12 protein-coding genes are annotated in these 16000 nt (G+C 69.6%); 9 read left to right on the forward strand and 3 right to left on the reverse strand.

Annotation, left to right across the window (positions count from 1 at the left end; genetic code table 11):
* Positions 1 to 2: 2 nt before the first annotated feature.
* Complete coding sequence (locus B9Y70_RS08450; RefSeq protein WP_085549823.1) at positions 3 to 1148, forward strand: DNA methyltransferase; 1146 nt, start codon at positions 3 to 5, stop codon at positions 1146 to 1148.
* 69 nt (positions 1149 to 1217) lie between these two features.
* Here B9Y70_RS08450 and B9Y70_RS08455 read toward each other — a convergent pair whose 3' ends face one another.
* Complete coding sequence (locus B9Y70_RS08455; protein WP_420838443.1) at positions 1218 to 1718, reverse strand: MogA/MoaB family molybdenum cofactor biosynthesis protein; 501 nt, start codon at positions 1716 to 1718, stop codon at positions 1218 to 1220.
* 205 nt (positions 1719 to 1923) lie between these two features.
* Here B9Y70_RS08455 and B9Y70_RS08460 point away from each other — a divergent pair, with 205 nt between their 5' ends.
* From B9Y70_RS08460 to B9Y70_RS08495, 8 genes are read left to right on the forward strand one after another with little or no spacing between them, the layout of a single operon-like run.
* Complete coding sequence (locus B9Y70_RS08460; RefSeq protein ID WP_085549825.1) at positions 1924 to 3258, forward strand: nitrate/nitrite transporter; 1335 nt, start codon at positions 1924 to 1926, stop codon at positions 3256 to 3258.
* A gap of 13 nt (positions 3259 to 3271) precedes the next feature.
* A complete protein-coding gene (locus B9Y70_RS08465) occupies positions 3272 to 6997 on the forward strand; it encodes a nitrate reductase subunit alpha (protein WP_085549826.1) in 3726 nt (1241 codons plus the stop codon).
* Complete coding sequence (gene narH / locus B9Y70_RS08470; protein ID WP_085549827.1) at positions 6997 to 8631, forward strand: nitrate reductase subunit beta; 1635 nt, start codon at positions 6997 to 6999, stop codon at positions 8629 to 8631. Before B9Y70_RS08465 ends, narH begins: the two co-directional genes overlap by 1 nt.
* Complete coding sequence (gene narJ / locus B9Y70_RS08475; protein ID WP_240309184.1) at positions 8628 to 9320, forward strand: nitrate reductase molybdenum cofactor assembly chaperone; 693 nt, start codon at positions 8628 to 8630, stop codon at positions 9318 to 9320. Before narH ends, narJ begins: the two co-directional genes overlap by 4 nt.
* 2 nt (positions 9321 to 9322) lie before the next feature.
* Positions 9323 to 10108, forward strand: a complete 786-nt coding sequence (gene narI, locus B9Y70_RS08480) for a respiratory nitrate reductase subunit gamma (RefSeq protein WP_085549828.1) — start codon at positions 9323 to 9325, stop codon at positions 10106 to 10108.
* Positions 10109 to 10127: 19 nt separating this feature from the next.
* On the forward strand, positions 10128 to 10856 hold the full coding sequence (gene modA / locus B9Y70_RS08485; RefSeq protein WP_085549829.1) for a molybdate ABC transporter substrate-binding protein: 729 nt from the start codon (positions 10128 to 10130) through the stop codon (positions 10854 to 10856).
* Entirely contained in the window at positions 10853 to 12742 is a 1890-nt protein-coding gene (locus B9Y70_RS08490; protein WP_143337578.1) for an ATP-binding cassette domain-containing protein, read from the forward strand. The genes modA and B9Y70_RS08490 overlap by 4 nt, the downstream gene beginning before the upstream one ends.
* Before the next feature lie 7 nt (positions 12743 to 12749).
* Positions 12750 to 13448: a helix-turn-helix transcriptional regulator gene (locus B9Y70_RS08495; protein ID WP_085549831.1), complete on the forward strand. Its 699-nt coding sequence runs from the start codon at positions 12750 to 12752 to the stop codon at positions 13446 to 13448.
* Between the two features lie 114 nt (positions 13449 to 13562).
* Here the strand turns inward: B9Y70_RS08495 and thrB are convergent, their stop codons facing one another.
* Together thrB and B9Y70_RS08505 are read right to left on the reverse strand one after the other, a co-directional pair.
* Positions 13563 to 14489 carry a homoserine kinase gene (thrB, locus tag B9Y70_RS08500; protein WP_085549832.1) on the reverse strand — a complete coding sequence of 309 codons (927 nt, stop codon included), beginning with the start codon at positions 14487 to 14489 and terminating at the stop codon, positions 13563 to 13565.
* Positions 14490 to 14500: 11 nt separating this feature from the next.
* Complete coding sequence (locus tag B9Y70_RS08505) at positions 14501 to 15832, reverse strand: homoserine dehydrogenase (RefSeq protein ID WP_085549833.1); 1332 nt, start codon at positions 15830 to 15832, stop codon at positions 14501 to 14503.
* Between the last annotated feature and the right edge of the window lie 168 nt (positions 15833 to 16000).

Below are 16000 nucleotides of genomic sequence, written 5' to 3' on the forward strand. Positions count from 1 at the left end.
GTATGGGCCATGAACCGCGCAACCTGCTCATCCAGGGCGAGAACCTCGAGGTCCTGCGCAGCCTGGCCGCCACCCACGCCGGGCAGGTACGCCTCATCTACATCGACCCGCCGTACAACACCGGCAGCGGCGACTACCTCTACGCCGACGCCATGCCCCGCGAGCAGTGGCTCCGGTTCATGGTCGAGCGGCTGGAGGCCGCGCGTCCCCTGCTTATCGACGACGCCGTCATCGCCATCCAGTGCTCCTTCCACCAGTCCGCCCACCTCGAGGTCACCCTCGACGGGCTCGACTGGCTGCACAAGGTCATGGTCTTCCACGTGCTCGTCCGCCACCCGGGCCGGGCCCTCACCGCCGACAAGCAGTTCAACGACGTCATGGAGCAGATCCTCATCTACTCCCCCGACCCGCACTTCCGCATGCCCCGCCGCGAGCGCGAGCGCGACCTGAGCGACTACCGCTGGGAGGTCGAGATCCACGGGCCCGGCACCCCGCGCCTGCTCGGCGACCGCCGGTGCCACGTGTACGCGCCGGAGGAGTGGCGAAAGGTGGAGGTCGCCCCCGGGGAGGGCACCTTCCGCACCCACTCCGTCCGGGGCAGCCTGCGCGAGAAGAACTCCTCCGGACGTTTCTGGGTGGCCCACCTCGAGCCCCTCGACCTCCCGCCGCTGTCCCTCATCCGGGTGCCCGACATCGGCGACGACGGCCTCGGCCACCGCTTCTTCCACTCCCCCAGGGCGGGCAACCGCAACGGCTCCTACTTCCAGGGCGTGCCGCAGTCCTCGACCGTCACCCGCCTGCCGTACCCGAACTTCCTCGACTACCACGCCGAGTTCAACCGCGTGGCCACCGAGGGCGGGGTGAGCTTCCGCAACGGCAAGAAGCCGGAGGCCCTGCTGCGCCAGCTCATCGAGATGTTCACCGCCCCGGGTGAGATGGTCCTCGACTACCACCTCGGTTCCGGCACGACCGCGGCCGTGGCCCTCAAGCTGGGCCGGGAGTTCATCGGCATCGAGCGGGAGGACTTCGCCGAGACCGTCGCCCTCGCCCGCCTCGAGGCCGTGGTCGCCGGCGAGCAGTCGGGGATCTCCACCGACGTCGGCTGGACCGGAGGCGGCTCGGTGGATTTCCGCAGATTCCCCGGATAGCTGCACTATCGCCCCGACTGAGGACACGTCACGGGCGCCCTTCCGCGGCTGACGGTGAGGGAATAAGTGCTAGTCGCCGCGGTCGAGCCGCTCGAAGATGTTCGGCAGCAGCGGGCACACCACCCCGAGGGCGTCCCGCACGCCGCCGCGTGACGACGGCACGTTGACGATGAGCGCATCCTCCGACCCCCGCCCCGTCAACCCGATGATCCCCCGGGACAGACCCGCCTGCTCCGTGTTGGCCAGGCCCGCCAGGAGCACTTGCGTCATGAGGCCGGTGAGCTCCACCGCGATGTGCGGAGCCGTCGCCTCCGGCGTGAGGTTGCGGGGGCCGAGGCCCGTACCGCCGACGGTGACGATGACGCGGTGGCCGGCGGACCGGGCGTCGGCAAGCGCCTCGGAGACGGCCTGTCGACCCTCGGGGAGGACGCGGGGGTCGGCGACGTCCAGCCCGGCGTCCCGAAGCAGGGTGGCGGCGAGCTCCCCGGCGGAGTTGTCGCGCTCGCCGGAGACGACGCGGTCGCTGGCGACGATGACGGTTGCATTGATCACATTTTTCTCCCTGTTCAGACACCGGGCAGGCGACAGACCTGCAGGGTGTGACCCACGGCACATTTACGCAACACAAACGTTGCTTAATTATGTGCGGGATTTTCCGTACAAAGTATGGCACAGTCGAATAAGTCAGGGTAAACCTGAAGATAACTAACAAACGGGCGGAATCATTCCGGCGAGCCTGACCGGGACCATTCGGCCCCTGTCAAGTGAGGTTTGCATGAGCTCAGCTCTCAACACCGACGGCCGGGTACTCCACGGGTGGGACCCGGAGAACGAGGAGACCTGGGACTCCGCCATCGCCTGGCGGACCCTGTGGATCACCACCATCACCCTCTTCATGGCCTTCTGTACGTGGTACCTGGTGGCCGCCATCGCCCCCGTCCTCAACCAGATCGGCTTCGATCTGTCCACCTCCCAGCTCTACTGGCTGACCTCCCTCCCCGGTCTCGCCGGCGGTCTGCTGCGACTGATCTTCATGTTCCTGCCCGCCATCATGGGCACCCGCAAGCTCGTCGCCATGTCCTCCCTGCTCTTCGTCATCCCGATGATGGGCTGGTTCTTCGCCGTCCAGAACACCGACACCCCCTTCTGGTGGCTGCTCGTCCTCGCCTTCCTCACCGGTATCGGCGGCGGCGTCTTCTCCGGCTTCATGCCATCCACCGGCTTCTTCTTCCCCAAGCGCCTCTCCGGCACGGCCCTCGGCCTGCAGGCCGGCCTGGGCAACTTCGGCGTCTCCTTCATCCTGCTCGTCGCCCCGTGGCTCATGGGTATGACCCTGCTGGGCATCGGCTTCGTCGCCCCGCAGCGCAGCGAGGACACCGAGCTGTTCGTCCACAACCCCGCCATCGTCCTCGTGCCCTGGGCGATCGTCATGGCCGTCGTCGCGTGGATCTTCCTCAAGGACGTGCCGGTCAAGGCGAACTTCCGCCAGCAGATCGACATCTTCGGCAACAAGAACACGTGGATCCTCACGATCGCCTACCTCATGACCTTCGGTGCCTTCTCCGGCTTCGCCGCCCAGCTGGCACTCATCATCAACAACGTCTACGGCACCAACTCCGACTTCGCCGCCACCTACGCCGCCGAGGACCTGCCCAAGGGCGCCGCCTTCGCCTTCCTCGGCCCCTTCATCGGCTCCCTCGTCCGCGCCGCCTGGGGCCCGCTGTGCGACCGCTTCGGCGGCGCCATCTGGACCTTCGTCTCCGGTGTCGGCATGACGCTGTCCACCGTCGTGGCCGCGCTGTTCCTCACCCCGGACAACCCGGACCAGTTCTGGTGGTTCCTCGGCGCGATGCTGTTCCTGTTCTTCTTCTCCGGCATCGGCAACGCCAGCACCTTCAAGCAGATGCCCATGATCCTGCCCAAGCGCCAGGCCGGCGGCGTCATCGGCTGGACCGGTGCCATCGCCGCCTTCGGCCCCTTCATCGTCGGCGTCCTGCTGTCGATGATGGCCCCGCACGTCTTCTTCTGGGGCTGCGTCGTGTTCTTCGCCTTCGCCACCGCCCTCGTGTGGATCTACTACGCCCGCCCCAACGCCCCCTTCCCGGGCTGACCAAAGGACTTCCATGACCACCACAAGCTCAGCGAACCCCCTGTTCAAATTCGGCAGCTACCTGCGCAAGGGCCAGGTCACCGACTCCGGCCAGCAGCTCTTCCTCAAGGGCGGCCGCCAGGCCGACGTGTTCTACCGCAACCGCTGGTCCTTCGACAAGATGGTGCGCTCCACCCACGGCGTCAACTGCACCGGCTCCTGCTCCTGGAAGGTCTACGTCAAGGACGGCGTGATCACCTGGGAGTCGCAGGCCGTCGACTACCCCACCACCGGCCCCGACATGCCGGACTACGAGCCCCGCGGCTGCCCCCGCGGCGCCTCCTTCTCCTGGTACACCTACTCGCCGACCCGCATCCGATACCCGTACGCCCGCGGCGTGCTCGTCGACATGTACCGCGAGGCGAAGGAACGCCTCGGGGACCCGGTGCTCGCCTGGCGCGAGATCGTCGAGACGCCCGAGAAGCGTCACGCCTACGTCTCCCAGCGCGGCAAGGGCGGCCTCATCCGCATCCCCTACGACGAGGCCGTCGAGATCGCCGCCGCCGCCCACGTCTACACCATCCGCCAGCACGGCCCCGACCGCATCGCCGGCTTCACCGTCATCCCCGCCATGTCGCAGGTCTCCTACGGCGCCGGCACCCGCTTCCTGCAGATGATCGGCGGCGTCGCCCTGTCCTTCTACGACTGGTACGCCGACCTGCCGCCCGCCTCCCCGCAGACCTTCGGCGACCAGACCGACGTGCCCGAGTCCGGCGACTGGTACAACTCCAGCTACCTCATGATGTGGGGCTCCAACATCCCGGTCACCCGCACCCCCGACGCCCACTTCATGGTCGAGTCCCGCTACAAGGGCACCAAGGTCGTCGTCGTCTCCCCCGACTTCGCCGACAACACCCGCTTCGCCGATGAGTGGCTGCGCATCAACCCCGGCACCGACGCCGCCCTCGCCTTCGCCATGGGGCACGTCATCCTCTCCGAGTTCCACGTCGGCGAAAAGACCCCGTACTTCCTCAACTACATGCGCAAGTACACGGACTCGCCCTTCCTCATCTCCCTCGACGAGCGCGCCGACGGCACGCTCACCCCGGGCAAGTTCCTCACCGCCAGCCAGCTTGCCGACGCCGCCCTGCGCGAGTCCCCCAACGCCACCCACCGCCTCATGGTCATGCAGCCCGACGGCTCCGTCGTCGACCCGGGCGGCACCGTCGCGGACCGCTGGGGCGAGGAGGGCGTCGGCAAGTGGAACCTGCGTCTCGACGACGTCGACCCGGTCATGTCCGTCGCCGAGACCGGCGACTACGGCACCGCCGAGGTGCTCTTCCCGCGCTTCGACCTCGACGCCGACCCCGCCGACGTCGACGGCACCGGCCCCATCGGCGCGGGCGTCGTCCGACGCGGCGTGCCCTACCGCGAGATCGACGGCCACAAGGTCACCACCGTGTTCGACGTCATGCTCGCCCACTACGGCGTGGCCCGCCCCGAGCTCGGGCTGCCCGGCGAATGGCCGACCGACTTCCACGACGCCTCCACCCCGGGCACCCCGGCCTGGCAGGAGGAGCTCACCGGTGTCCCCGCCAACGCCGCCATCCGCATCGGCCGCGAGTTCGCCCGCAACGCCGAACAGTCGGAGGGCCGCTCCCAGATCATCATGGGGGCCGGCGTCAACCACTACTTCCACGCCGACAACATCTACCGCACCTTCCTGGCCCTGACCTCGATGTGCGGCACCCAGGGCGTCAACGGCGGCGGCTGGGCCCACTACGTCGGCCAGGAGAAGCTGCGCCCCATGAACGGCTGGTCGCAGTACGCCTTCGCCCTCGACTGGCAGCGCCCGGCGCGCCAGATGATCACCACCGGCTTCTACTACCTCACCACCGACCAGTGGCGCTACGACAACTCCAGGGCCTCCCGCCTGGCGTCCCCGCTGGCCAACCGCGGCGTCGTCGGCGACAAGCACCTCTCCGACACCCTCATCGAGTCGATGAAGCGCGGCTGGATGCCCGCCTACCCGCAGTTCAACCGCAACCCCCTCCTGCTGGCCGACGAGGCCGCCGCCAAGGGGATCTCCGTCCAGGAGCACGTCGCCGAGGAGCTCAACTCCGGGCGCATGCAGTTTGCCGCCGAGGACCCGGACGCCCCGGAGAACTGGCCGCGCATTCTGCTCAACTGGCGCACCAACCTCATGGGCTCCTCGGCGAAGGGCACCGAGTTCTTCCTGCGGCACATGCTCGGCGTCGACTCCGACGCCACCGCCGTGGAACTCGGCCCGGAGGAGCGGCCGGAGTCGATCGCGTGGCGGGACGAGGCGCCCGTCGGCAAGCTCGATCTCATGTTGACCACGGACTTCCGCAACACGTCCACCACCCTGGTCTCCGACATCGTCCTGCCCGCCGCCACCTGGTACGAGAAGAACGATCTGTCCACCACGGACATGCACCCGTTCATCCACTCCTTCAACGCGGCGATCAACCCGCCGTGGGAGGCCCGCACCGACTTCGAGGTCTTCCGTGACCTGTCGAAGTCCTTCTCCGCGCTGGCCGGCCGCTGGCTGGGCACCCAGACGGACCTCATCACGTCCCCGCTGGGCCACGACTCCCCCGACGAGCTGTCGATGCCCAACGGCATCGTCCCCGACCTCGCCGAGACCGGCTACGTGCCGGGGAAGACGATGGCCAAGCTCATCCCCGTCGAGCGCGACTACAGCAAGGTGTACGAGAAGTGGACCCACCTCGGCCCCCTCACCGCCGAGAAGGGCACGGGCGTCCACGGCACCGCCTACAACGTCGCCAAGCAGGTCGAGGAGCTGGCGCTCCTCAACGGCACCTCGGAGACCTCCAGTGGCGAGCGCCCCGACCTCGACACCGCCACCAAGGTCATCGAGATGATCCTCCACCTGTCGGGCGTGTCCAACGGCGAGGTCGCCGCCGAGGGCTTCCGCAACCAGGGCGCGCGCGTGGGCACCGACATGATGGACCTCATCGCCGGCAACGAGGGCGACCGCATCGGCTGGGACATGGTCAAGGAACGCCCCGCCGAGGTCATCACCTCCCCGGAGTGGACCGGCTCGAAGAAGGGCGGGCGCCGCTACACGGCGTTCTCCATCAACCTCGAGTACGACAAGCCCTTCCACACCCTGTCGGGCCGCATGCACTACTACCTCGACCACGACTGGTTCCTCGACTACGGCGAGGCCCTGCCCGTCTTCCGCCCGCCGCTCGACCGGCTCCACCTCAACGGGGAGACCAACCCCGGTGAACTCGTGCGCGGCGAGGACGGCAACCCCGAGGTCACCGTCCGCTACCTCACCCCGCACAACAAGTGGTCGATCCACTCCCAGTACTTCGACAACCTGCACGTGCTGTCCATCTCCCGCGGTGGCCAGGTGGTGTGGATGTCGGACAAGGACGCGGCCAAGATCGGTGTCGCCGACAACGAGTGGATCGAGGTCTACAACCGCAACGGCATCGTCTCCGCCCGCGCGATCGTCTCCCACCGCATCCCGGAGGGCACGGCGATCATGAACCACGCGCAGGAACGCACCGTCGGCACCCCGCTCAACGAGAACACCGGCCGCCGCGGCGGCACCCACAACTCGCTCACACGAATCATGATCAAACCGGTGCATGTGGCGGGTGGCTACGGCCACCTGACCTACGGCTTCAACTACATCGGCCCCACCGGCAACAACCGCGACGAGGTCACCCGCATCCGTCGCCGCTCCCAGGAGGTGCAGTTCTGATGAAGGTCATGGCACAGATCGCCATGGTGATGAACCTGGACAAGTGCATCGGATGTCACACCTGTTCCGTCACCTGCAAGCAGGCGTGGACCAACCGCGAAGGCACCGAGTACATCTGGTTCAACAACGTCGAGACCCGACCCGGCGTGGGCTACCCGCGCGGCTGGGAGGACCAGGACAAGTGGGAGGGCGGCTGGGTCCGCACCTCCTCCGGCAAGCTCCGCCCGAAGGCCGGTGGCCGCCTGAAGAAGCTGGCCACCATCTTCCACAACCCGAAGCTGCCGACCATCCAGGACTACTACGAGCCCTGGACCTACGAGTACGACAAGCTGCTCGCCACCCCCGCCAACCAGAACACCCAGCCCACCGCCCGCCCGGTGTCCCAGATCGACGGCAGGGAGATCAACACGATCTCCTGGTCCTCCAACTGGGACGACAACCTCGGCGGCTCCACCGCCACCCTCGACGAGGATCCGGTCCTCCACCAGATGAACCTCACGGTGAAGAAGGAGATCGAGGACTCCTTCATGTTCTGGCTGCCGCGCATCTGCGAGCACTGCCTCAACCCGACGTGCGTGTCCTCCTGCCCCTCCGGCGCGATGTACAAGCGCACCGAGGACGGCATCGTTCTCGTCGACCAGGACAGCTGCCGCGGCTGGCGCATGTGCGTCTCCGGTTGCCCGTACAAGAAGGTCTACTTCAACCACAAGTCCGGCAAGGCCGAGAAGTGCACGCTGTGCTACCCGCGCCTCGAGGTCGGCCAGCCGACGGTCTGCTCGGAGACCTGTGTCGGCCGCCTGCGCTACCTCGGCGTCCTGCTCTACGACGCCGACCGCGTCGCCGAGGCCGCCGCCACCGAGGACCCCCGGGACCTGTTCGAGGCGCAGAAGGACATCCTCCTCGACCCGCACGACCCCCGCGTCGTCGACGCCGCCGTCCGGGCCGGCATCCCGCACTCGTGGATCGACGCCGCCCAGCAGTCCCCCATCTGGGACCTCATCTTCACCTACGGCGTGGCCCTGCCGCTGCACCCGGAGTACCGCACCCTGCCGATGGTCTGGTACATCCCGCCGCTGTCCCCCGTCGTCGATGCCGTCACCGCCTCCGGCAACGACGGCGAGGACCACAAGGTCCTGCTCACCGCCCTGTCGACGATGCGCATCCCCCTGGAGTACCTGGCCGGGCTGTTCACGGCCGGGGACACCGCGCCCGTCGAGAAGTCCCTGCGCCGCCTGGCCGCCATGCGCTCCTACATGCGCGACATCAACCTGGGCAACGAACCGCAGGAGGAGATTGCCGAGTCCGTCGGCATGACCGGCAAGGCGATCCAGAAGATGTACAGGCTGCTCGGCATCGCCAAGTACGACGACCGCTACGTCATCCCCACCGCCTCCCCGGAGTCCGCCCGCGGCATCACCTCGCTCGACCCCTTCGGGGACACCGACCCGTCGCAGGCGTTCGCCGACCTCGGCATGGGCGCCCCCTCCGCGTGTCACGAGGAAGCGGCCCCCTCCGGCAAGGTGTCCCTGCTCAGCTGGGACGGCGACCGACCGGACGCCATGTTCCCCGACCGCATCGGCGCGCCCGACGGCACCCAGGCGCCCGGTGACTCCATCCGGAGGGATGAGATGTGAGAAACGGACAACGACTCCCCACCGGCCGCGTCCCCGAGCAGCTGACCCCCGCCGTCGCGGTGAGCGCCGACCAGCGACGCGCCCTCGCCATGGCCGCCTCCCTGCTCCTCGACTACCCGGGCGAGGACTTCGGTGCGCGCCTGGCGGCCGTCGATAAGCATGCCGGTGACCTGCCGCTCCCCATCGAGACGGAGCTGGCGGCCTTCCAGGACGCCGCCCGGGCCCACGGCCTGCGCGGCATGCAGGAACACTACGTGGAGACCTTCGACCAGAAGCGCCGCTGCTCACTGTTCCTGTCCTACTACTCCGTCGGCGACACCCGCCAACGCGGCACCGCCATCCTCGCCTTCCGGCAGGCCCTGGAACAGCTCGGCTTCGAGGAGCTCACCGACGAACTCCCCGACCACCTGTGCGTCGTCCTCGAGGCGGTCGCCCGCTCCGAAGGAGCACAGCACGAGCAGACCGTCGAGATGCTCGCCGCCCACCGCGACGGCCTCGAGGTGCTGCGCACCGCCCTGGCCGGCACGGGATCCCCCTACGCGCACCTCATCACGGCGATCGCCATGGCCCTGCCGCAGATCGACGCCGAGACCACCCACAACTACCTCGACCTCATCCGCTCCGGCCCGCCGGCCGAGCTCGTCGGCATCGGAACCCCGCTGCCCTTCCCCACCGCCCACAAGGACTGACCATGTCTGACTTCAACACCTTCCTCTGGGTCGCGTTCCCCTGGCTGGCGATCGCCGCCTTCGTCATCGGCATGATCTGGCGCTGGCGCACCGACCAGTTCGGCTGGACGACCCACTCCTCGCAGATCTACGAGTCGAAGCTTCTGCGCCTGTCCTCGCCGCTGTTCCACTACGGCATGCTCTTCGTGTTCATCGGCCACGTCATGGGCCTGGCGATCCCGAAGTCGTGGACGCAGGCGATGGGCATCTCCGACCACGTCTACCACCTCATCGCCACCTACCCGGGCGTCATCGCCGGCATCGCCGCCGTGCTCGGCCTCATCGGCCTGCTCTACCGGCGCATCGTCAACCGCTCGGTGTTCCTGGCCACCTCCGCCTCCGACAAGGTCATGTACCTCTTCCTCGGCGCGGCGATCCTCTCCGGCTTCATCGCCACCGTCTCCCTCCAGCTCTTCGGGGGTCCGCACGGCTACGACTACCGCGAGACCATCTCCCCGTGGCTGCGCGAACTCATGATCTTCCAGGCCCGCCCGGAGCTCATGGCCGATGTACCGTGGCAGTTCAAGGTCCACGTCCTCGCCGGGTTCACCATCCTCGCCGTGTGGCCTTTCACCCGCCTGGTGCACGCCTTCTCCGCCCCGGTCGGGTACACCACCCGCCCGTACGTGGTCTACCGTTCCCGTGACACCCGCACCGGCCCCGTCAAGGAGCACGTCGCCTGGGAGCCGATCCGTTCCCACACCGGACAGCTGGACGAACGGAAGGAGACCCCGTCCCGCGGTGCCTGACACCCCCGAAAGGACCCCGATGCCCCGCCGCCTCATCCCCGCCCTGGCCCTCACCGCCGTGCTGGCCGGGGGATGCGTGGCGGGCACCGGCGATTCCGCGCCCCTGCGCATCCACGGCGCCGCCTCCACCCGGGTCCTCAACGAGGACCTCGCCGCCGCCTGGGACCGCGGGCTGGAGTTCCACAACGCCGGCTCCTCCACCCTCGTCCAGCAGCTTGCCGACGGCGCCCCCGGCGACATTCTCCTCACCGCCGATCAGGCGACCATGGACCGGGCCGTCGCCGCGGGCGTCGCCACCGACCCCGTCGTCGTCGCCCGCAACACGCTCGTCATGGTCGTGCCGGCCGGGAACCCCGGGCAGGTGAGCATCAACGTGCTGGCCGACGCCGCCCTCGTCCTCTGCGACGAACAGGTCCCCTGCGGGGCCACCGCCCGCCGCATCATCGACGACGCCGGGCTCGGCGTCTCCCCCGTCTCCCTCGAACACTCCGTCACCGACGTGCTGGGCAAGGTCGTCTCCGGTGAGGCCGACGCCGGCTGGGTGTACGCCACCGATGCGCGCGCCGCCGCGGACGCGGTAGAGATCATCAACATCCCCACCGCCGACGCGCATCCCTCGGCCGTGGTGGCGGCGGTGAGCACCTCGGCGGGTGACCCGGAGGGGGCACGGGCGTTCGTCGACAAGCTCGCCTCGCCGGAGATGGCGCCGGTGTTCGCGCGGCACGGTTTCGCTACGCTGAGTCGATGATGTCCCCGCCGCTGACCTCCGCCCCGCCGCGCCTGCCGTGGCCGGTCGTCGCGGTCGGGGCGCTGGCGCTGGCGTTCATCCTGGGCCCGGTCCTGGCGTTGGGCGTCCGCGTCCCGTGGGGGCGGCTCGGCGAGGTCCTCGGAGACCCCGCCACCGGCGATCTGCTGCGCGTCACCCTCGCCGCCGGCCTGTGGACGACGGTCCTGAGCACCCTCACCGGCGTGCCGCTCGCCCTGTGGATCACCCGCCTGCGACGCGGCGGCCGGATCGTCCGCCTCCTCGTCCTCCTGCCGCTGGCCATGCCGCCGGTCGTCGCCGGCCTGGCGCTCACGGCCGCGCTCGGTCGCCGCGGCCTGCTGTCCCCGCTCATCGACGTCCCCCTCGCCTTCGCCTTCCCCGGCGTCGTCACCGCGCATGTCTTCATCACCCTCCCCTTCGTCGTCGTCACCGTCGACGCGGCGCTGCGCCAGCTCGACCCGGAGATCCCCGCCTCCGCCGCCGGCATCGGCCTGCGCCCCGCCGAGGTGCTCCGCCGGGTGACCCTCCCGGCGGTCGCCCCGGCCGTGGCCACCGGGGCCGGGCTGGCGTTCGCGCGCTCCCTCGGCGAGTTCGGCACCACCCTCACCTTCGCCGGCTCCCTGCCGGGAGTCACCCGCACCATGCCGCTGGGCATCTACCTCGACCGGGAGACCGACCCCGGCCGCGCCTACCTCCTCGGCGCACTGCTCATCGCTCTCGCCGTGACGGTGCTGGCGCTCTCCGCGCTGCCCGTCCTCCTGCGCCGCGAGCCGGTTCCCCGCCCGCGCGCGATCGGTCCCCTCGACGCCGCGCGCCTGCGCGAACTCACCGCCCCCGACGAGGCCGGCACCGTCACCCTCGACTCCGTGGCCGTGCCCACCCGCGCCACCACCGCGATCGTCGGCCCCAACGGCTCCGGCAAATCCACGCTCACCGGCCTGATCGCCGGGCGCCTGCGCGGCACCTCCCTCCGCGTCGCCACGACCGGCCGCGTCGTCCTGCTCACCCAACGCCCCGGCCTGCCGCGCACCACCACCGTCGCCGGGGCCGTCACCATGGCCACCCGCTCCGCCGACCGCACCCGCGCGCTTCTCGACGCCGCCGGCCTCACCGCCCTCCACGACGTCCCCGTCCCCGCCCTGTCCGGCGGCCAGGCCGCCCAGGTCGCCCTCGTCCGCGCCCTCGCCGCGCGCCCCGCCGTCCTGCTTCTCGACGAACCCCTCGCCGCCGTCGACGTCGCCTCCGCCGCCCGCTGGCGCGGCCTCCTCCACGCCGCCGCCGGCGACCGCACCACCCTGCTGGTCACCCACGACCCCCTCGACGTGGCCGGGCTGTCGCAGCACATGCTCGTCCTCACCGACGGGAGGATCACCGCCGCCGGTCCCACCGCCGCCCTGCTGCGGGTGCCGCCGAACGAGTTCGTCTCCACCCTCGCCGGCCTCAACCGCATCGAGGGAGAGATCGCTCACACGGAAATTGACACCGTGACAATTCACCGAGGACAATTGGAGATAACCGGTATCGTTTCCGCCCCCGCGGGGACGATGCCCCACCCCGGCGACGCCGCCGTGGCCACCTTCCCCCCGGAGGCGGTCACCGTGCGTCTCCCCCGGACACCGCAGGACCGGCACGACTCCGCCCGCAACGTCTGGCCGGGAACAATTGAATCCCTTGAGTCGCCGGCCGGCCACACGGTCAGCGTGCTCACCGTGACACTGGACGCCGGAGACGATCCGGTCCCCCTCAGCGTCCCGGTGACCCGCCGCTCGATCCTCGACCTCGGGCTCGGCCCCGGATCACGCGTCGACTGCGTCATCAAGGCGACCGCCATCTCCGTGCACCCCCTGCACCGGACCGACAGGAGTTGAGTGACCGATGACCGACCCCCGGCATCCCCGCCCCGCCGCGGAGCTCTTCCCGGAGGCCCTCCAGCTGAGCACCAAACAGCGGGAGGTCCTCGACCTGCTGCAGACCTTCCCCGGTGGTGCCCGCTCCTCCGACCTCGCCGAGGAACTCGGGATGCACGTCAACACCGTCCGCGGGCATCTCGACGAACTCATCGCCCGCGGTGCCGTGCGCACCACCACCGCCCCCGCCCAGGGCCGCGGCCGCCCCTCCCTCATCTTCCAGGTGCGGGTGCCCGACAACCGGGCCATCGCCCGCGAATACGTCTCCCTCGTCGAGGTCCTCGCCGAGATGGTCGTCGGCGACGAGACCCCCTCCCCCGAGGCCCTCGACAAGGCACGTGAGATCGGCCGCGCCTGGGCCCGCCGCATGGCGGACTCCGGCGCGGAGGTCGACAACGTCCCCGACGCCCTCGAGCTGCTCACCGCACGCCTGCGGGAACTCGGTTTCGACCCGGCGCTCCTCGCCGTCGACGACAGCGACAGCGTCGACATCCACCTGCAGGCCTGCCCCTTCGTCACCGAACAAGGCCGCCCCTCGCTGTTCGTGTGCGCGATGCACGAGGGTTTCCTGCAGGAATCGGTGGGGTCCGCCCCGGTGAAGCTCAACCTGCGGCCCTTCTATCCGGCCGGGACGTGCACGGTGACGTCCGAACCCGAGGCATCGTAAATACGACGTTCGTATTTACGACCATAAGCTCCCGCGCACATGAGAAACGACCTGGCGCTATGCCAGGTCGTTCATGCATCCGGTGGTCGTAATTACGAGCCTCGTAAAAACGACCTACGCCCGGGAGACCTCCACGGTCACCGGGCCGGCCACCTCGAGTTCGATGATGCGCAGACCACCGGCGCGGGCCTCGTCGAGAATGCTCTCGTCGACGGGGTCGACGGACAGGACCATGCAGGTCGGGCCGGCGCCGGACAGGTACGCGGCGTAACCGCGGTTGCGCAGGCGGTTGACCCACTCGGCGGTCACCGGCAGGACGTCGGCGCGGTACGGCTGGTGCAGACGGTCACGGGTGCCCTCCCACAGCAGTTCGGGGTGGTTCTGCAGGGCGACGGTCATCACCGCGGTGCGCGAGACGTTGAATCGCGCGTCGGTGTGGGTGACGTGGCTCGGCAGGACGCGGCGCACGGCCTGGGTGGAGGCGTGGAAGTTCGGCACCAGGGCCGTCGCCCGGATGCGCTCGTCGACGGGCACGGCGACGGCCTTGTAGCCCGGCTGGGAACCGTCGACCGGGGTGGTCGTCCAGGAGACGACCGCCGAGCCGAGCACGGAGGCGGCGGCGTTGTCCGGGTGCCCCTCGAAGGCGGAGGACAGCTGCACGAGCTGGTCGGTGTCCAGCGGGGACCCGGCGAGCGCGTTGGCTGCGACGACACCGGCCACGGCCGCCGCGGCGGAGGAGCCCAGGCCGCGGGACTGCGGGATGTTGTTGGTACACACGACGCGCAGGCCGGGGGCCTCGGCGTTCGCGGCGTTGAGTCCCGAACGGATGGCCTTGACCACCAGGTGGGAGCCGTCGCGGGGCAGGTCGTCCTCGCCCTCGCCGAAGACCTCCACCTCGAGTCCTGCTTCGATGACCTCCACCTCGACGGTGTCGTAGATGCCGACGGCCAGGCCGAGGGTGTCGAAGCCGGGGCCCAGGTTGGCAGAGGAGCCCGGGACGGTGACGGTCGCCTTGGTGCCGACCTCAAGCTGAATGCTCAACCGTCAACCTCCTAGATGAGACGCAGGACGGAGTCGACGGCCTTGACCGCGGGGGCCTTCTTGAGGTCCTCGACGGTGGCGGCGAGGTCGGACTCGCGGGCGGAGTGGGTGACCACGATGAGGCGGGCGTCGTCGCCGGACTCCTCCTGGCGGACCGTCTTGAGGGAGATGTCGCGGGCGGCGAAGATGGCGGACAGCTCGGCGAGGACGCCGGTGCGGTCCTCGACCTCCATGTCGATGTGGTAGCGGGTGCGGACGTCACCGAGGGAGGCGATGGGCAGGTTGGCGTAGGTGTTTTCGCCCGGGGCGCGGCCACCGTGGACCTTGTTGCGGGCGGCGCCGACGAGGTCACCGAGGACGGCGGAGGCGGTCGGGGCACCACCGGCACCGTTGCCGTAGAACATGAGGCGGCCGGCGGCCTCGGCCTCGACGAAGATGGCGTTGTAGGACTCGTTGACGGAGGCCAGCGGGTGGTCGACCGGGACGAGGGTCGGGTGGACGCGGGAGGCGACGGCCTCCCGGCCGTTCTGGTCGGTGATGCGCTCGCAGATGGCCAGCAGCTTGATGACGTAGCCGGCGTCGCGGGCGGCCTCGATGTCCTCGGCGGTGACCTGGGAGATGCCCTCGCAGCTGACGTCGTCGAACTTGACGCGGGTGTGGAAGCCCAGGGAGGCGAGGATGGCGGCCTTGGAGGCGGCGTCGTGGCCCTCGACGTCGGCGGTCGGGTCGGCCTCGGCGTAGCCCAGGCGGGTGGCCTCGGCGAGGGCGTCCTCGTAGGTGGCGCCGGTGGACTCCATGGCGTCGAGGATGAAGTTGGTGGTGCCGTTGACGATGCCGGAGATGCGCAGGATGTTGTCGCCGGCGAGGGAGCGGCGCAGCATGCCGACGACCGGGATGGCGGCGGCGACGGCGGCCTCGAAGTAGAGGTCGACGTTGGCGGCGTCCGCGGCCTCGGCCAGCTCGTCGGCGTGGGCGGCGACGAGGGCCTTGTTGGCGGTGACGACGGACTTCCCGGCGCGCAGGGCGGCCAGGACGAGCTCGCGCGGGTAGTCGATGCCGCCGATGACCTCGACGACGATGTCGACGTCATCGCGGTTGATGAGGCTCATCGCGTCGTCGGTGAGCAGCTCCTTGTCGACCCCCTCGCGCGGCTTCGACAGGTCGGACACGGCGACGCCGCGCAGTTCCAGCGGGCCACCGATGCGGTGCGCCAACGCGTCGGAGTACTCACCCATGAGGCGCAGCACCTCCGAGCCGACAGTGCCGTGGCCGAGAATGGCGATGCCGACCGGCTCGCCGGCTCCCTTGCCGTGGTTGTAGCTGGGCTGCGTGTTGTCGGTCATGGTGCTCCTGGGGTCGTGTCCGTGCTTAAACTGCTAAACGTGCACCAGCCTACCGGGGTCGGTGCCTTTCCACAGCGCCCGGGGTCACAATGCGGCCACGAATTGGTAAGACCACTCGACGACGCATGCACCACGCATTAACCTGGACTCGCCCCGAGTGTGTCCGGA

Source organism: Corynebacterium pollutisoli, from assembly GCF_900177745.1.
In the GTDB taxonomy this organism is placed as follows: domain Bacteria; phylum Actinomycetota; class Actinomycetes; order Mycobacteriales; family Mycobacteriaceae; genus Corynebacterium; species Corynebacterium pollutisoli.